Genomic DNA, 16,444 nt, shown 5'->3' with positions numbered 1-16,444 from the left:
GATTTTTCATGGCATAGCGGCTATGATGTGGGTTTAAGGCATAAGGATAAGAGTATGGAGGGAACTATAGATGACTCGAACAGAGAGACGACTGCAGAAACAGAAAAAAGGTAAAAAAATCCGAAACATTGTCTTGATCTTGATGATTCCAATCATGTTGATGGGATTGGCCTTTGCTGATCAGGGAATAGGAAAGTTGGAAGCAAGGGATTTTTTTCATCCCCTAAGAGCCAAGTTAGAAGAAGGAATTCATTCGATAGTAGAAAAAGACGAAGTAGACGAAGTGGAAGAAGTAGAAGAAGTAGAAGAAGTAGAAAAAGTAGAAAAGGAAGAAAGCCAACAGAAGGAAGCAACAAAAGAGGCCTACCACCATTCTGAGAGTCTCACAGTGCTTTTTTTGGGAGACAGCATGATGACTGGCAATGTGGCTGGGGCCATGGATCAATATGGGATGGATTATCCATTAAGGGAATTTGCACCCGTATTGGAGAAGGCGGACCTTATTGTGGTGAATTTAGAAACCGCTGTGGGGACCAGTGGAAATGTAATGGAAGACAAACTTTTTGCCTTTCAGACAAAGCCCCAGTATTTGGAATTATTTAAACCTTATCAGGACAAACTCGTTTTTACCTTGGCCAATAATCACGGAATGGATGCACCTGTGATGGAAACCATTGAAACCTTGGAAGAAGAGGGTTTTCATTATGTCGGCATCGGAAGAAACCATCAAGAAGCCTTTCAACCTTATACGACAGAAATAAATGGCGTATCTGTTGCCATTTTTGGAGCTTCTCGAGTCATTCCAATTCCAGAATGGCGAGCAACGGATACACGGCCAGGAATGGCAACAGCCTATAGTCCAGAGCCTTTGACACGTTATGTAGAAAAATGGTCAGAAAAGGTGGATTATGTTATTCCGTATCTTCATTGGGGACAGGAGCTAGAAGAAGAGCCGGATGAACATCAGTTGGTTCTGAAAAAATCTTTGGAAAGGGCTGGTGCCAATATCATTATTGGAAGCCATCCCCACGTACTTCAAAGGATGGAATGGAATGGTCCTAAACAGTTTACGGCTTATTCTTTGGGGAATTTTGTGTTCACCACCAGCCATGCTTCCCTAGCAAACGATACCGTAGCCCTTGAACTGGAACTGACCCCAGAACAAATGACACAAGTAAAGGTATATCCAGCAGAAATACGATTTGGTTTAGTGCGATTGTTAGATGATCAGCAGGAGCGCAATCGAATTCTGGAAAGGTTAAATCGCCTTAATTCATCCCTATACTTTCATGGAGATGGGAAGGCAGAAAAAAAGCTAGGGACAGAGAGTTAAAAATTACTCTGTCCCCTTGGTTACTTGGGTTTCCTTTGCTTCTAAAGAAATAAACCTAAACTGGCTGACATCAAAAAGGCCCATGTCCGTTAATTTGATTTCTGGAATGACTGGAAGCGCTAGAAAAGAAAGGGTCATAAAAGGATCGATGGATTGACTGACAGAAAGGGTTTCATGAGCCATGCCACTCATTTCGTTTAAATGATGATGGACCCTATGGATGGATTCCTCTGAAATTAGGCCAGCAATGGGTAAAGCCAAGGTTTTTAAAACAGTTCCCTGATGACATAAGACAATACCACCGCCCATTTGCCTTAAGGTTTCTACGGCTAAGGCCATGGACTCATCCTCATCTCCAATAACAATGAGATTATGGGAATCATGGCAGATGGTCGTAGCAATGGCGCCATCCTTTAATCCAAAGCCCTCTACAAGACCGATCCCTATGTTTCCCGTAGCGTGATGCCGTTCGATAACAGCCATTTTAAGAATATCCAATCGATGATCGGGTTTAAAATATCCTTCTACGCGGCTTACTTTACGAATTTTCTTATGGGTGACTAGGCTGTGAGGTTGCAATTGAATGACATGGAGGGTATCGGACTTTAAAGGAAGTCGGAAATCCTCACTTTTTATGGGAGGTAAGTGAACAGAACCGTGTAAAGCGGTGGAAGGAATGCTGGTAATCTTGGTTTCCAGCTTGCCCTCCGAGGCCACTAGCTTCCCTTTGTAAAACACTTTTTTGGCCTTAAAGTCCTTTAAATCTTCAAAAACCACTAAGTCTGCCTGATAGCCTGGTGCAATAGCCCCTAGGTGTTTTAGCTCATAGCATTCCGCAGCGTTAAGGCTAGCGATTTGAATGGCTGTAATGGGGGGGATGCCGGCCTGAACCGCCAATCGCAAATTATGGTCCATATGACCTTGTTGAATCAAGTCTTCTGGATGTTTATCATCCGTGCAAAACAAACATCTACGAGCATTGTCTCTGTTGACGAATTTAGCTAGGGTCGTCAGATTCCTGGCGGCAGATCCTTCTCGAAGGAGGATATACATACCTAAGCCTAAGCGTTCTTTCATTTCTTGGACAGTGGAGCATTCATGTTCGGTTTGAATACCAGCGGCTACGTAGGCATTTAAGGATTTTTGGCTTATTTCTGGACCATGGCCATCAATGATTTTGCCATGAGCCCCTAGGATTTTATCCATCACTCCATCTTCTCCTTGGATGACACCTGGATAATCCATCATTTCTCCCAGTCCAATCACATCCTTATTGTCGTAGAGAGGTGCTAAATCTTCAGCTTTCAGAGTGGCCCCAGCATTTTCAAAATGGGTGGCGGGGACGCAGGAGGGCAGCATCATTTTGACGGTCATGGGCAGATTTTTGCAGGCATCTAGTAAGAAATCCACCCCCTTAATCCCTGCTACATTGGCGATTTCATGGGGATCCGCAATGATAGTAGTGGTGCCTCTTGGGACAATCGCTTTGGCGAACTCAGCAGGGTGAACCATGGCAGATTCTAAATGAACATGTCCGTCAATAAGACCGGGGGATAAATAAGCACCCTCCAGATCTATTTCTTCTTTTCCTTGATAGCTTCCAATACCAACAATAAAACCATCCTGGATGGCTACATCCCCCTCTTGAATAGAAGCGGTAAAGACGTTGATGATTCCAGCGTTTTTCAGGACTAAGTCTGCTGGTTCCCTGCCAGCGGCAACGGAGATACGTGTTTTAAGATGTTTTTTCATCCGTGGCTCCTTTCCCTTCTTTTTCCTTGAGCAGGACCAATAAACGATCTGGTGTTACAGGTAATTGAGTGACTCGAATACCAGTGGCATCATAAATAGCGTTGAGGATGGCTGGAGCTACTCCCAGCATCACTGGTTCTCCAATGCCTTTAGCGCCAAACGGGGCTGAGGATTCTGGAGATTCAACAATGATTTTTTCTAATGTAGGCAGGTCCATGGACGTAGGAATTAAGTAACTGGAATATCGATCGTTTTTCATAACCCCCTTATCCAAAGCCACATCTTCCATTAATGCGTACCCTAGGCCCATAGCAAATCCACCTTCCATTTGTCCTTGGATAAGCTGAGGGTTGATGGCTCTCCCCACATCTTGAGCACAAACCCCATGGGTAACGCGAACTTTTCCTGTTCGTGTATTAACCTCTACCTGCACCCCATAAACCGTGAAAGTGTAGGGCCAATAAGGATTGCCTTGACCAGTTTCTGGATGAATGGCACTGGTGTTGGCTGTAAAGTCATCCTCTGCCTGCAAAAGCACATCGCCCTGTAGCCATGCAATTTCCTGATAAGACAAGGATTGGTTGGGCGAAGAAGGATGTAGCAGCTTCCCTTTTCCTACTGGAATTGTTTCTGGATGCTGAATGTCCCAATGTTGGGCAGCCCGAGTCCTCATTTTCAGAAGTAGTTTTTCTGCCGTTCTCTTTACCGCATTTCCTGTGTTGTAGGTTTGACGGCTGGCAGCAGCCGTTCCTGCATCAGGAGTGGTGTCCGTATCTTCGCAAACAAACTGAATAGAAGAGAGGGGAAGTTTAAGAATTTCAGCCGCCATTTGGCTTAAAATGGTTTTCGCTCCTTGGCCCACTTCCGTAGCGCCAACAAAAATACATAGGTCTCCATTTTTTTCTAATTGAAGGATGGCCCGAGAGACATCCGGAAATCCATTGCCATAGCCGGTGCCATAAAAAGTGCATCCAATGCCTTTACCAATTCGCTTCATTTGACCACCTCCTGTGAAGGGTTCCAATCCATGGCGGCAGAAACCGCCTCCAAACATTCCACAAGGGGAACGCTTTCTGTCAGAACTTGACCTGTAGCGGTTTTATCTCCAGGACGGAAAGCATTTTTCATACGTATCTCCATAGGACTCATGCCTAAGGCTGCGGCCAAAGCATCCATTTGTCCTTCGTGGGCAATGGGGATTTGTGCGGCACCAAAACCACGCATGGCACCAGCGAAGGGGTTGTTGGTGTAAGCACAAAATCCTTGGATTTTCACATGGGGAATTACATAGGGGCCTGTAGCGTGAACACCGGCTTTGCGGAGCACATTGATGGCCCAAGATGCGTAAGCACCAGTATCGGAATAAATGGTAGCTTCCATGGCTTGCAATTGACCTTTTTCATCGGCACCAGTTTTAAACCGCATGACCATGGCATGACGTTTGCTATGGGCATAAAAGGATTCTTGTCGAGAATAAGTGGTTTTAACAGGTCGGTTTAGGTGTTGAGCCGCAAGGGCTAAATGGATTTGCATGGTGACGTCTTCTCGGCCACCAAAGGCACCTCCTACGGCAGGGTTGATGACTTGTACGGTTTCCACTGGCCTATCTAAGGCTTCTGCAATTTCCAATTGATCAAAATGGGGGTATTGGGTGGCAGCACACACGACAATTCGTTGATTTTCCATATAGGCGATACCAGATTCTGGCTGCAAAAAAGCATGATCTACCATAGGGGTTCGATAGGTTTCTTCTACAATGGCATGGCTCTGTTGAAATCCAGTTTCAATATGACCTTTGTGTAGGTGAAACTGGTGAACCAAATTTCCCTGTTCATGAATCTTTGGTGCGTCTGGCTTCAGGGCTTCTTCTGGATCGAAAACAGCAGGTAAATCCTGATAGGTTACATCAATGGCCTTTAATGCCAAGGTGGCAGCTTCTTCGGTTTCAGCTACGACAAAGGCTAAGGGATCTCCGATCCGCCGAACTTTTTCCTTGCAAAAGACTTCGTGATCCTTCAGCAATACACCATGTGCATTGTGGGGGACATCTTTTGCCGTCAATATCTTTAGAACACCAGGCATGGTGGATGCCTTCTCCGTGAACAGTTGAAAGGTAGCATGTGGCCGTTGGGAACGAAGGGTTCGGCCAAAGACCATCCCCTCCATTTTTAAATCTTCGGAATACAGGGCTTTTCCGGTGACTTTAGATTTTCCGTCTACTCTGATTTCACTTTTTCCCACACTGTGCCAAGTCATTGGGATCTCCCCCTTCCTTTAGCTGATCTCTCACTTTACAGATGGCTTCAAGGATTTTTTCATAGCCGGTGCATCGACATAAATTACCAGAAATGCCTTCTCGAATTTCTGCTTCACTGGGGTTTTGGTTGTTGGATAAGATGGCTTTAGCCGCCAGAACCATGCCTGGGGTACAAAATCCACATTGGACAGCACCGCTGTCTAAAAAAGCCTGTTGGATGGGATGGAGACTTCCGTCTTGTCTTGTCATTCCTTCGATGGTTTCAATCACTTTGTCCTGGGCTTGAAAAGCCAAGACAAGACAAGAATTCACCAGGGTCCCCTCCATAATTACCGTACAGGCACCACATTCCCCTTCGCCGCAGCCTTCCTTGGTACCAGTCAGGTTCAATTGGTTTCGTAGCAGGTCGATTAATCGCTCTTCTCCAGTGACGGACAAAACATGCTTTTCTCCATTAACAGTGATGGCAATAGATTTCATTTGATATTCCTCCCTAGGCAAAGATTCCTGGCCTGTTCCAAGGCTTCCTGAAAGACGCCTTGTACAGCATATCGCTTGAATGGCAATGTTTTTCTTCCAGCTAATCGTTCTAACGCATTGGCTTCTAAGGCTTTTGATGCATCTTCTATGGCTCTCTCATCTAAAATTTGGTTTTTTAATAGGGACTCCACATTTTTTTCTCGTTGTGCTTTGATTCCAAGAGCACCACTGGCAATGCGAATGTTTCGACATAGGCCATGTTCATCTAATTGCAAATAAACGGCTACAGAGATTCGGGCAATGGCCAAGGCGTTCCGAACAGAAAGTTTGCTAAAACCAAGGCCTTCTCCCTCTCTGAGAGTTGAAAAATCAAGGCTGATTAACATTTCTGTCGGCATCAAATCCGTTGTTTCTTTTCCGGTTAAGAAGGACTCCAGAGGCACAATTCGTGGCCGGTCTTTAGACTGAACCAGTGCTACGGCATCCATGGCTAATAGGGGAGGCAGCAGGTCTGCCGCCGTTGAAGCATTGCAGATATTCCCGCCAACCGTGGCTCGATTTCGTATTTGTGGGGAGCCTACGGATTGAGCCGCTTCAGCCATGGCTTTCATTCTATTTTGAAAAAAACCATGCTGTTGAATGGTTGTAAAAGTAACGGTGCTTCCAAGGGATATTCGATGATCCTTTTCCTTCAGTGTAGAGGTTTCCTTTATTTCACTGATATCAATTAGGATAGCTGGAGATTCGGTTCCTTGTCGGAGTTTGATGATTAAGTCTGTGCCACCGGCAATAAGCTGGGCTTTTTCTTGGTACTGATGAAGCCATTCCAACACTTCATCCACAGAACCTGCTTGATACACTTGATTCACCACGGCAGATGTCTCCTTTCCCTGTTTGGTTATTTCACCACACCGGCTCTTTGAATTTGATCTTTAATCTCTTGGTTTGCTTCTTCTCGTAAGGCTTTTTCATTGATAGTGGTTAGTTGTCGGTTTTTCATCATCACTTTTCCATCAATAATGGTGGTATCCACATCAGAGGCAGTGGCAGAATAGACTAAGGTAGAAATCGGGTCTACGGATTGAGAGGGAGTTTGGTGAAGGCCGTCTCGACGGATCAAGGCTAAGTCGGCTTTTTTTCCTACTTCAATACTGCCGAGTAGTTTCTCTTTTCCCATGGCCATGGCACCGTTTCGAGTAGCCATTTTCAATACGGTATTTGCGGGCATGACGGTGGGGCTAAGGGTTCTGGCTTTTTGAAGTAGGGCTGCATGCCGCATTTCTTGAAACATATCCATATTATTATTGCAGGGAGCGCCATCGGCGGCCAAAGAAACAGCGGCACCCATCTCCAATAATTCTGGAATCTTTGCAATACCAGAGGCTAGTTTCATATTGCTGGAAGGGCAATGGGAAATTCTGGTGCCACTTTCCGCCAAAATTTTCATTTCTTCTTCATCAAGCCAGATACAGTGAGCCAAGATGAGTTGTTGGCCAGTGAGGCCCAGAGACTTTAAGTAGCACACATTTCTCATTCCTCGGTCTTTCTGAACCAACTCAATCTCTCCTCGATTTTCGGAAGCGTGAGTATGAATCATCACTCCGTACTCCTTTGCCATGTGGCCCACTTCTTTTAATAGTTTTTCAGTGCAAGAAACAACAAAGCGAGGTGCGAAAGCATAATCGATGCGTCCATTTTCAGTTCCGTGCCATTTTTTAAGGAGTCTCAAGCTTTCTTTTAGAGAATCCTCTGTCTTTTCCATCAGTGAACTGGGAACTCCTGAGCCGTAATCCATCATGCATTTTCCTGACATGGCTCGGTAGCCTGTTTCTTTAATGGCTTCAAAGGCAGACTCCGTATGGTGAACCGTTTCCATATCGATAATAGAGGTGGTGCCACCTTTGATCAGTTCGGCAATACCTAATTTTGCTGAAATGTAATTGGATGTAGGGGTGTGAGCTCCTTCAAGAGGCCATACCCGTTTTTTAAGCCAGTCAAGAAGTTCTAAGTCATCGGCTTGTCCTCTCAATAGGCTTTGAGTTAAGTGAATATGAGTCTGAATAAATCCAGGGATCAGAATCATATCTGTGGCATCAATGAGGTCACATCCTTGAGCCTGTATCGTGGGTCCGATGGACTTAATGCATCTGTCTTCAATCAAGACATCACCATGAATGATTTCTTCCTGAGGGTTCATCGTAAGGATTGTTGCATTTTGAATTAATAGTGGGTTCATAACGGATAACTCCTTCCAACGAGGGATGTGTTAGCTCCTGTTCTAGGGTTTAAGGGGAAATGCCCCGAGAAGCAATAAATTCTCAGGGCATAATGGTTCTTATCTCATGGAACTAGGTTAGAGTGCGAACTTTATGATAAAGAGAATGGATAATACAATCATAATAAGAGAAACATCTTTTATTTTACCTGTGAATATTTTTAAGGCAGTGTAAGAAACCATTCCAAAAACGATACCGTCTGCAATACTAAAAGTCAAGGGCATCATGATAATGGTTAAAAAAGCAGGAACGGATTCTGTGAAGTCATCCAGATCGATTTTATTAATCGGAGACATCATAAAGAGTCCAACCATTACTAAGGCTGGGGCCGTTGCAGCTCCTGGAATCATAATAAAGATAGGGGATAGCAATAGGGCGATGGCAAACATAAAAGCCGTTGATAAAGCCGTAAGACCGGTTCGGCCACCTTCAGCAACACCAGCAGCACTCTCGACGTAGGTGGTGACGGTACTGGTTCCCAAACAGGCACCAGCCGTGGTACCGATGGCATCTGCAAACAATGCTTGTTTGGCTTTGGGTAGGTTTCCAGTATCATCTAACATATTTGCCTTTGAGGCAACGCCCACCAAAGTCCCTAAGGTATCAAACATATCCACAAATAGAAGGGTGAAAAGGATAATAACCATATCCATGGTAAAAATACTAGAAAAATCAAATTGAAATAACAGTGGGGAAAGAGAAGGCGGAGCTGATATAATCTGACCTGGAAGTTCCGTCATACCCAAGGGGATACCGATCAGGGTGGTGACGAAAATACCAATTAGCAAAGCACCTCTTATTCCTTTGGCCAATAAGACGCCTGTAATCACCAAGCCCACCAAGGCCATAATGGAACCAGGAGCGGTCATATCCCCTAAGGTAATGATGGTACTTTCGTAAGGAACTACAACACCGGCATTTTTGAGGCCAATAAAAGCGATAAACAGACCGATCCCAACGGACACAGCATGCTTTAAATTGAGAGGGATGGCTTTTACGATAGCTTCTCGGACATTAAACAAGGTTAACAGAATAAAAATAATCCCTTCGATAAAGACGGCGGTTAATGCCATTTGCCATGAGTATCCCATGCCAAGAACAATGCCGTAGGCAAAAAAAGCATTTAATCCCATCCCTGGTGCCAGGGCAAAGGGATAATTGGCATAAAAAGCCATGACCAAAGTTGCGATTACAGAGGATAAGGCCGTGGCAGTAAAAACCGCTCCGAAATCCATGCCTGCATCGGATAGAATCAAGGGATTCACAATTAAGATGTAGGCCATGGTCATAAAAGTGGTAATCCCTGCTAAAATTTCTGTTTTTGGATCCGTGTTATGCTTCTTTAATTGAAATCTTTTTTCCAAAAAGCCGGCTTGTGTGGTTTCCTTATGATTCATTATATGCCTCCTTTTTCATCTCCTCATTAACGGAAAGACTGCCGCCGATACCCTATAGTCCTTTTAAAGGAATGAGTAGGAGGCATGTCTTCAGAAAATTTCCATAATAACACAGACAGATATAGGATTCTTAGCCATAGTAGGGGTGAAACAAGGAAGTAGACAAGCTAAGAATCCTATTTGTTTTAATCTTCAATGACTGGTGGGAGCACCGTGAAATTAATGACATCGATGAGTCCCTGATCTGTAATTTTCCATTTAGGGCTGGTGGATAGGGCCAAAAAGGATAGATGCATAAGAGGGGCGTGGACTTTACAGCCTAATTGGTCCTTAATGCTAGCTTCCACTTGAGAAATCTTACGGCTCACTTCATGGCCATTCATTTCATCCGTCATTAAGCCGCCTATGGGAAGCCGTAAGTCATCAATAATGCGGCCACCTTTTGCAACGGCAATGCCACCGCCTATTTGAATAACATGATTTACAGCAGCGGTCATATCTTTCAAACAAGTCCCCATGACCATAATATTATGGGTATCATGGGCTACGCTTTCAGCAAAAGCACCTTGTTCTAATCCAAAGCCCTGTACAAAAGCTTTTCCAATGCTTCCATTTCTTCCATAGCGTTCCACACAGGCGATTTGAAGGATATCTTGCCGAGTATCTGGCAGGACGACGCCCTGTTGGGTTTTAAGGGTATATTCAAAGCTATCGGATAAATTTTGATCTGGAATCAGGCCAATGCATCGAACACGAGCTTCTGAATGCTTACTGCGGATCGCCAAATCTTCTGGCACTAAGGCTTCTCGTCGCACAGAGTTCTTAACAGTGTCTGGATAGGTGTACTCAGGCAGGTCTATAAGAAGTTGTCCCTGAGAAGCCACTAAGGCTCCCTGTAAAAAAACCGCCTCTACAGACATGTTTTCTAAATCATCGATAATAGCAATATCTGCCAGTGTTCCTGGGGCTAGAACACCACGATCTTTAAACCCAAAGTAGCTGGCTGGATTAATGGTTACCATTTGGATGGCCACAGCAGGATCCACGCCTTCTGCAATGGTACGCTTAACGATTTCATTCATATGACCTAATTTTTCAAGATCTTCTGCCACCATATCATCCGTGGCTAAAATGCATCTGCGAGAGTCCAGACCATCTTCTGTCACGGCTCGGATGCACTGAGCCATGTTGCGCTGGGTAGATCCTTCTCGCATAAAGACATAAACCCCTTGCCTTAATTTTTCGACACATTCTTCTTTGGTAGTAGTTTCATGGCAGGAGCAACTGCCTCCAGCTACAATGATATGGGCTGCCAGTTCTGCACCAAAGAGTTCAGGAGCGTTGCCATCCACTATTTTACCAATGCTTTTAGCATAGGTCGTGGAGGCTAATAAGTCTGTGACAATTTCTGAGGTATTGCGATAAACATGGGCAGCATTGCTAAAGCCCTGCAACTCACCAATTCCTATGACATGAGGATAGTTTAGTAAATCCTTCATATCCTTGGAGTCCACGTCATAGCCAGCGGTTTCTAGTCCAGGACAATCAGGGGTGAGGGCTGGTACCACCAGATGAACATGGTTGGGGACCAGAGCCGCTTCATCCGCCATGGCTTTCATGCCAACGGGACCAAGGGCATTGCCTATTTCATGAGGGTCGGCTATAAGGGTAGTGGTTCCAGATGGAATCGAAAGCCTTGCAAATTCTGTGATGGTCAGCATGCTGCTTTCAAAGTGCATATGAGAGTCCATCATGCCAGGGATCAAGGTTTTTCCTTGAACATCCACTGTAACCGTGTCTGGTCCTATGAGGGCATCGGCATCGCCTACCATTAAAATATATTTCCCTTGAATTGCAATAGATGCTGGGTAGATTTCTGCGGTTAATACGTTTACAATATTTCCGCCATACAACACCAGATCTGCATACTGTGAGTCGGACATCAGGGTATCTACTAATTGTCGGTATTCCATGGCTTGCTTAAGGTGCTGGGTATCCATAGAGTGGGGCTCGCCTCCTTTCTAAGGGTCGTGATCTGATGACGATCACCGTTAAGGTTTCTGTTTATCCGCCAAATCGATGGTATCTATAATCCCAACGATAGCTGCATCAATTGGTGATTGCGGCTGGTTGGCAGCGTGACGCGATGCAGCTCCGGTGGCAAAAAGAACGATTTCGCCAATTCCAGCACCAACGGTGTCCACGGCTACCAAAGGATCGCCAGAGGGGCTGCCATCTTTGAGGGGCTGGGTCAAAAGCAGTTTGCTTCCGGTGAGTCGTTCGTCCTTTCTGGTGGCGGTAATAGTGCCAATCACTTCTCCAATCCGCATGATCTTCTCTCCTTATCCTGGGTTTATTTAAGGTGTTGCAACGTGATGGATTTGGCTTTAGCAGCTTCCCTAGCTAAGGCCGTAAGGATGGTTCCTTTTCCAACTTCTACCGTAGAACCTGAAGGCATGGCCAATACGTCTTTTTCTGTCCACACCTTTGAATTCAAGGGTTTTTGTGTACTGGTGAATCCGTTGTTCTGGGGTTGTTGATCTGTATTGAGATCCATGACACCCATGGTTTTCAATTGATGAATCGAAGCCTCTGTCATATGACGTAAAGCTGGATTGGCAGTAGGTTCTCCGTGGTAAGTTCTTAAGGCGGAAAAGTCCATATAGACAGGAATGCCCTTCCAAAGCCCATGCCAAAGAAGAATAGGAATTAAGCCATCCTGTATGCCCTGAGATAGTTTGCTGGCAGAATTATGGGTCATGTTCAGAGCTACAATCGCGGATAAATCCTCTATCCGATAATCCTTTAATGCTTGGATATTCCGTGAAACTTGGCGGATGGGTTGTAGGAGCTTCAAGATTTCAGTTGTGTTGGTTAAGGCTTCAGCATTAGCAGAAAATGCAATGTCAAAGCTACAACCTGTTTTTTTCCATGATCTTAGGGTTTCAAGGGTTTGTTTCATAGGTTGAGGATTGGCGGCGAAGGTGACTAGAACACCTTTAGAAAAATCGTCTCTTTCCTTAGAAAAAGGCTTTTTTACTGAGCTATGCCCACCAGCCAATCCACCGATTCCACCAGATAAATGGGTTAAAATTTTTTGGGTCTGGCTTCGTTGGTTCATTCATAATCCCTCCTGATTAAGCCATTCACCCTTAAGGGGAAGTGTTATTCGCTCTTCTTAAGGAGTACTCGTTCCACCTCTGAATGAGGTCGTGGGATTACGTGGACAGAATGAAGTTCGCCAACGGCTCTGGCAGCTTCTGCACCTGCGTCTGTTGCGGCTTTGACAGCCCCTACATCGCCTCGGACCATTACTGTTACGAGTCCAAATCCGATTTTTTCGATGCTTTCAATGGTAACGCTGGCAGCCTTTACCATGGCATCTCCAGCCTCTATGGCTCCTACTAGTCCTTTTGTTTCCACTAATCCTAATGCTTGACTCATTTTTTTGCCTCCTTTTCTGGACCCTTAGGATCCTTTGACCTTGTTTTTTGATGGACTTTTTTCTTGATGCGAATCAGTTTATTCATCACATCTTCATCTGGTCGAGGAATCACTCGATAAGATAATACACGACCAGAAATTTCTGCTGCTTTCACACCGGCTTCGACTCCAGACTGAATAGCGGCTACTTCGCCGGTAAAATAGACCGTAATCGTAATGGATCCACCAGCACCAATCACTTTTTCCTGGCCGACCAATTGAATATCTGCTGCTTTACAGGCTGCGTCAACGGCAGTCATAGCAGAAGTTAATCCAATGGCTTCAATCATTCCTAAGGCTCCACTCATGGTCGGTTCCTCCTTTGCTCAGCCAAAGCCGACAGACTTACCATCTGCTTACCAGTGGTGGCCTTTGGTTTTGGCTGGGATCCATTTCCATGGTCGGAATCCCTTGGTTGATGTTTTTGAATGAGTTCTGTCAAGGCTATTTTTTGGTGTGGCTCTAATCGCAGTTCTGTTTCCTGACGTATAGGAGAAACCTTGTTTTCAGAAGGGTTAGAAGCCACAGGATGGCCTGCTTTTTCAGCGATATTGCGCAATACTTGTTGCATTAATGGATTTGCCATGGGTTATTCCTCCTGCTCCATCAGATTGGCTACCTCTTCATGTGGGCGGGCTAAGACTTTCCATGAAATGATTTCTGCGATTTTTTCCGCCTCGGCTTTTCCATGATCTACAGCGGAGGTGACAGCTGCGACTTCACCCTCTACAATCACGGCGATGATGCCGGAACCTACTCGGTTAAAATCAGCGATTCGGACATCCGCCGCTTTTGACATGGCATCGGCTGCTTTAAGTGCGGCTACTAAACTTCTGGTTTCTACAAAGCCTAGGGCTTGCATGTACACCATCTCCATCCTTATGTTACTGTTCTTCTGGGAAATATTGGTTTATATCAAGAGCATCGTAGCCAGGAATTATCGCCCGATGAAACTTTTGGCGCATCTCTCCTGCTGGGGTAGTAGCATCCATTCCCATCTTGTCCGTGACGCCCCGGATTCCATTAGAAGGATCAAGGCCAGACCCAATGGCGTCTGGAATTACCACCAGATCCTTTGAGGCTTGAAACCGTGTGGCAACGGCCAGTTCTACATCTGAGGGGTCATAAATATTAATGTCATCGTCTACAATAGTAACCTGTTTTAAATCTTTGTTAGAACCTAAAGCCGCCAAAATAGCGGACTTCCCGTGTCCTGGAGCTGGGTTTTTCAAGGCAACCACTGCGTGAAAACGACAGCCGCCAGCAATGGTGACGTTTACATCTGATACATCAGCGACGTTGTTAACAGCTTGGTAGAGCTCCATTTCCCGGATAAGACCGTTGGAAAGATGTTCTTCACGGCAGGGAAATGCCGTTTGAAAAATCGGATCTTTTCGGTGCAGCACGGTCTTTATTTCTGCAATGGGATGATCTCCCACTCCACCATAATAACCCATCAGCTCTCCAAAGGGTCCCTCTGGCTTTCTTTTTCCTGGTGGCATGACTCCTTCCAGCACAATTTCTGCATGGGCAGGGACTGCCAGATCGATTTGGTGGCATTGAACCAACTCTAAAGCTTCACCACGCAAAGCACTATCTACTTCATATTTATCAACGCCATAGAGTTGGCTGCTGATTTGAGAAGCTAAAAGCAGGCTGTGATCGTAGCCAAGAATAATAGCAATTTCTAAAGGTTTGTTTTCGGCTTCTAATTGGGCATATTGTTGTCTGGCTAAAGGGGAAGCCACTAAAACACTGACTTCCTTAGGCCCATTTACTTGAAGTCGTCGTACAGACAGATGTGTTTTACCCGTAGAAGGATCCTTCAGAGCAACGATGCCAGAGGTTATATAAGTGGAAGAATCCTGTTCATGAAACTTTGGAATGGGAAACATTTTTTCCAGATGGATGCCGCTAGTAACAATTTTTTCTTTGACAGGTGCATTTGTAACGTAGCGTACAGGTTGGGGATTGGCTACAGCCGCCATCATTTTGTATAAGCGATTGTTGGCGGTCATCTTCATTTGATCATAATAGGCTTGCCTCTCGCCAAAAAGTGCGCCGGCAACTGGCATTTTATGTCCTTTTACTTTTTCGAAAAGAATAGGAACTTCATTTTTATAGTGTTTTAAGACGGCTCCCAGTTCGTAGAGTAGATCTACTTCTTTGCTACATACTTTGAGTTCCTTACGGTGTCTAAAGGCTTCCAAGGTTCCGCGAAGCATCTGCTTTTCCATGCACCTCCTCCTTTCTTCTGTTGGCGTAAAGGATTTAATTTCCACTCCACGGGGTGCTTAGCTGGTGATCGATGCCTAATTGATCCAGGGTTCTACCCACCATTATGGCAACAATATCTTCTAAGGTTTCTGGATGATGATAAAATCCTGGGGCGGCGGGCATTACCACAGCCCCCATCTTAGCTAATTTTAACATGTTTTCCAGATGAATGACACTAAGAGGAGTTTCACGGGCCAGCAATACCAGTTTGCGCTGCTCCTTCAAAACCACATCCGCAGCACGGGTTACCAGATTGTCAGATAGGCCGTTGGCAACAGCTGCCAAGGTTCTCATAGAACAAGGTGCAATGACCATTCCATGGGTTTTGAAAGAACCGCTGGAAATAGCAGCGGCTAAATCCCAGGATTCATAGCGAACCGTAGCCATTTTTTCCAGTTCTTTCATGTCCATGCCACACTCATGATTCAACACATAAGCGCCCATTTTTGAAACGACTAAGTGGGTTTCTACTCCCAACTGTTGTAAGGCTTGTAGCAGTGCCACCCCGTAGATGGCACCGCTTCCTCCTGAAATTCCAACAATAATTTTCATAGTTACTCCACCTTGTTTTCTGCGTCGCCTCCGCCAACCCAAGGATCTTCCCCTTGATTCCAAGCTTCGATATACGCATCAATGGTCATCACTTTAGTGAAAATGCTAAGGTCTACCAATCCGTGTTCATGCATAGCTTCGGTTTTAGAGGCACACCCATCGCTGAGGGTAATCACTTTGTATGCATTGGCTAAAGCATCTGTAGCCGTGCTTCGAACGCATACGTTGGTCCAAACTCCTGTAACCACTACTGTATCAATATTTTCTTCTTTTAAATAAAGATCTAAATCTGTATGGGCAAAGCCACTGTGACGTCTTTTCTTAACAATGTACTCATCGCCTTCTGGATATAGAGCTGGAATAAAGTCGGATCCCCAGGTGCCGTCAACGGCATGAACTGGGCGAACCCGAAAATCTGCATCGTGCTTGCGGTGAGCTTCCTGAATATGAACCAAATGAATATCATCATCTGAACGTTTTCGTACCCAGTCAAAGAGTTTTTGTAGCGGTTGGATAATATCATCGCCGCCGGGGCATCGAAGAGGTGCTTTCTCTCCTACAAAATCATTCAACATATCAATCACCAAAATCGCATGTCTTGGCATGATTATTCCTCCTTTTTGTGGAACCAGTGTAT

18 protein-coding genes are annotated in these 16,444 nt (G+C 45.1%); 1 reads left to right on the top strand and 17 read right to left on the bottom strand.

Going from position 1 to position 16,444, the window contains the following annotated elements; genetic code table 11:
- The first annotated feature begins 70 nt into the window (after nucleotides 1–70).
- Nucleotides 71–1,333 carry a CapA family protein gene (locus ACZ47N_RS05525; protein ID WP_464888136.1) on the top strand — a complete coding sequence of 421 codons (1,263 nt, stop codon included), beginning with the start codon at nucleotides 71–73 and terminating at the stop codon, nucleotides 1,331–1,333.
- Between the two features lie 3 nt (nucleotides 1,334–1,336).
- On the opposite strand, the gene ade is transcribed toward ACZ47N_RS05525, so the two are convergent.
- The 17 genes from ade to ACZ47N_RS05440 all read right to left on the bottom strand — a co-directional run bounded on the left by ade (nucleotide 1,337) and on the right by ACZ47N_RS05440 (nucleotide 16,412).
- Nucleotides 1,337–3,085 (bottom strand): adenine deaminase, encoded by a 1,749-nt coding sequence (gene ade / locus ACZ47N_RS05520; protein WP_464888135.1) that lies wholly within the window; start codon nucleotides 3,083–3,085, stop codon nucleotides 1,337–1,339.
- Entirely contained in the window at nucleotides 3,069–4,082 is a 1,014-nt protein-coding gene (locus ACZ47N_RS05515; RefSeq protein WP_464888134.1) for a xanthine dehydrogenase family protein molybdopterin-binding subunit, read from the bottom strand. The genes ade and ACZ47N_RS05515 overlap by 17 nt, the downstream gene beginning before the upstream one ends.
- On the bottom strand, nucleotides 4,079–5,341 hold the full coding sequence (locus ACZ47N_RS05510; protein WP_464888133.1) for a xanthine dehydrogenase family protein molybdopterin-binding subunit: 1,263 nt from the start codon (nucleotides 5,339–5,341) through the stop codon (nucleotides 4,079–4,081). Before ACZ47N_RS05510 ends, ACZ47N_RS05515 begins: the two co-directional genes overlap by 4 nt.
- A complete protein-coding gene (locus tag ACZ47N_RS05505; RefSeq protein WP_464888132.1) occupies nucleotides 5,313–5,822 on the bottom strand; it encodes a (2Fe-2S)-binding protein in 510 nt (169 codons plus the stop codon). Before ACZ47N_RS05505 ends, ACZ47N_RS05510 begins: the two co-directional genes overlap by 29 nt.
- On the bottom strand, nucleotides 5,819–6,694 hold the full coding sequence (locus tag ACZ47N_RS05500; RefSeq protein WP_464888131.1) for an FAD binding domain-containing protein: 876 nt from the start codon (nucleotides 6,692–6,694) through the stop codon (nucleotides 5,819–5,821). Before ACZ47N_RS05500 ends, ACZ47N_RS05505 begins: the two co-directional genes overlap by 4 nt.
- A gap of 26 nt (nucleotides 6,695–6,720) precedes the next feature.
- A complete protein-coding gene (locus ACZ47N_RS05495) occupies nucleotides 6,721–8,058 on the bottom strand; it encodes a 5'-deoxyadenosine deaminase (protein WP_464888130.1) in 1,338 nt (445 codons plus the stop codon).
- Nucleotides 8,059–8,175: 117 nt separating this feature from the next.
- Entirely contained in the window at nucleotides 8,176–9,495 is a 1,320-nt protein-coding gene (locus ACZ47N_RS05490; protein ID WP_464888129.1) for an NCS2 family permease, read from the bottom strand.
- A 185-nt stretch (nucleotides 9,496–9,680) separates the two neighbouring features.
- Nucleotides 9,681–11,495 carry an adenine deaminase gene (locus ACZ47N_RS05485; protein WP_464888128.1) on the bottom strand — a complete coding sequence of 605 codons (1,815 nt, stop codon included), beginning with the start codon at nucleotides 11,493–11,495 and terminating at the stop codon, nucleotides 9,681–9,683.
- A 51-nt stretch (nucleotides 11,496–11,546) separates the two neighbouring features.
- Nucleotides 11,547–11,825, bottom strand: a complete 279-nt coding sequence (locus tag ACZ47N_RS05480) for a EutN/CcmL family microcompartment protein (RefSeq protein ID WP_464888127.1) — start codon at nucleotides 11,823–11,825, stop codon at nucleotides 11,547–11,549.
- A 23-nt stretch (nucleotides 11,826–11,848) separates the two neighbouring features.
- Nucleotides 11,849–12,616, bottom strand: coding sequence for a hypothetical protein (locus ACZ47N_RS05475; protein ID WP_464888126.1), 768 nt, complete (start codon nucleotides 12,614–12,616; stop codon nucleotides 11,849–11,851).
- A gap of 44 nt (nucleotides 12,617–12,660) precedes the next feature.
- Complete coding sequence (locus ACZ47N_RS05470) at nucleotides 12,661–12,939, bottom strand: BMC domain-containing protein (protein WP_464888125.1); 279 nt, start codon at nucleotides 12,937–12,939, stop codon at nucleotides 12,661–12,663.
- Entirely contained in the window at nucleotides 12,936–13,286 is a 351-nt protein-coding gene (locus ACZ47N_RS05465) for a BMC domain-containing protein (protein ID WP_464888124.1), read from the bottom strand. Before ACZ47N_RS05465 ends, ACZ47N_RS05470 begins: the two co-directional genes overlap by 4 nt.
- Entirely contained in the window at nucleotides 13,283–13,564 is a 282-nt protein-coding gene (locus tag ACZ47N_RS05460) for a hypothetical protein (RefSeq protein WP_464888123.1), read from the bottom strand. The genes ACZ47N_RS05465 and ACZ47N_RS05460 overlap by 4 nt, the downstream gene beginning before the upstream one ends.
- Nucleotides 13,565–13,567: 3 nt before the next feature.
- Entirely contained in the window at nucleotides 13,568–13,840 is a 273-nt protein-coding gene (locus ACZ47N_RS05455) for a BMC domain-containing protein (RefSeq protein WP_464888122.1), read from the bottom strand.
- Nucleotides 13,841–13,862: 22 nt separating this feature from the next.
- Nucleotides 13,863–15,215, bottom strand: coding sequence for a UbiD family decarboxylase (locus ACZ47N_RS05450; protein WP_464888121.1), 1,353 nt, complete (start codon nucleotides 15,213–15,215; stop codon nucleotides 13,863–13,865).
- Nucleotides 15,216–15,249: 34 nt separating this feature from the next.
- Entirely contained in the window at nucleotides 15,250–15,807 is a 558-nt protein-coding gene (locus ACZ47N_RS05445) for a UbiX family flavin prenyltransferase (RefSeq protein WP_464888120.1), read from the bottom strand.
- A gap of 2 nt (nucleotides 15,808–15,809) precedes the next feature.
- A complete protein-coding gene (locus tag ACZ47N_RS05440; protein WP_464888119.1) occupies nucleotides 15,810–16,412 on the bottom strand; it encodes a cysteine hydrolase family protein in 603 nt (200 codons plus the stop codon).
- Nucleotides 16,413–16,444 lie beyond the last annotated feature (32 nt).

The sequence above is a fragment of the Tindallia texcoconensis genome (genome assembly GCF_055383815.1).
Note: the sequence above shows the minus strand (reverse complement) of the source record. Positions and strands in the feature narration are given on the sequence as shown.

Excerpts from the sequence above, each read along its gene's own strand:
- ACZ47N_RS05525 (WP_464888136.1), top strand. The coding sequence starts at position 71 with ATGACTCGAACAGAGAGACGACTGCAGAAACAGAAAAAAGGTAAAAAA.
- ade (WP_464888135.1), bottom strand. The coding sequence starts at position 3,085 with ATGAAAAAACATCTTAAAACACGTATCTCCGTTGCCGCTGGCAGGGAA.
- ACZ47N_RS05515 (WP_464888134.1), bottom strand. The coding sequence starts at position 4,082 with ATGAAGCGAATTGGTAAAGGCATTGGATGCACTTTTTATGGCACCGGC.
- ACZ47N_RS05510 (WP_464888133.1), bottom strand. The coding sequence starts at position 5,341 with ATGACTTGGCACAGTGTGGGAAAAAGTGAAATCAGAGTAGACGGAAAA.
- ACZ47N_RS05505 (WP_464888132.1), bottom strand. The coding sequence starts at position 5,822 with ATGAAATCTATTGCCATCACTGTTAATGGAGAAAAGCATGTTTTGTCC.
- ACZ47N_RS05495 (WP_464888130.1), bottom strand. The coding sequence starts at position 8,058 with ATGAACCCACTATTAATTCAAAATGCAACAATCCTTACGATGAACCCT.
- ACZ47N_RS05490 (WP_464888129.1), bottom strand. The coding sequence starts at position 9,495 with ATGAATCATAAGGAAACCACACAAGCCGGCTTTTTGGAAAAAAGATTT.
- ACZ47N_RS05485 (WP_464888128.1), bottom strand. The coding sequence starts at position 11,495 with ATGGATACCCAGCACCTTAAGCAAGCCATGGAATACCGACAATTAGTA.
- ACZ47N_RS05480 (WP_464888127.1), bottom strand. The coding sequence starts at position 11,825 with ATGCGGATTGGAGAAGTGATTGGCACTATTACCGCCACCAGAAAGGAC.
- ACZ47N_RS05475 (WP_464888126.1), bottom strand. The coding sequence starts at position 12,616 with ATGAACCAACGAAGCCAGACCCAAAAAATTTTAACCCATTTATCTGGT.
- ACZ47N_RS05470 (WP_464888125.1), bottom strand. The coding sequence starts at position 12,939 with ATGAGTCAAGCATTAGGATTAGTGGAAACAAAAGGACTAGTAGGAGCC.
- ACZ47N_RS05465 (WP_464888124.1), bottom strand. The coding sequence starts at position 13,286 with ATGAGTGGAGCCTTAGGAATGATTGAAGCCATTGGATTAACTTCTGCT.
- ACZ47N_RS05460 (WP_464888123.1), bottom strand. The coding sequence starts at position 13,564 with ATGGCAAATCCATTAATGCAACAAGTATTGCGCAATATCGCTGAAAAA.
- ACZ47N_RS05455 (WP_464888122.1), bottom strand. The coding sequence starts at position 13,840 with ATGCAAGCCCTAGGCTTTGTAGAAACCAGAAGTTTAGTAGCCGCACTT.
- ACZ47N_RS05450 (WP_464888121.1), bottom strand. The coding sequence starts at position 15,215 with ATGGAAAAGCAGATGCTTCGCGGAACCTTGGAAGCCTTTAGACACCGT.
- ACZ47N_RS05445 (WP_464888120.1), bottom strand. The coding sequence starts at position 15,807 with ATGAAAATTATTGTTGGAATTTCAGGAGGAAGCGGTGCCATCTACGGG.
- ACZ47N_RS05440 (WP_464888119.1), bottom strand. The coding sequence starts at position 16,412 with ATGCCAAGACATGCGATTTTGGTGATTGATATGTTGAATGATTTTGTA.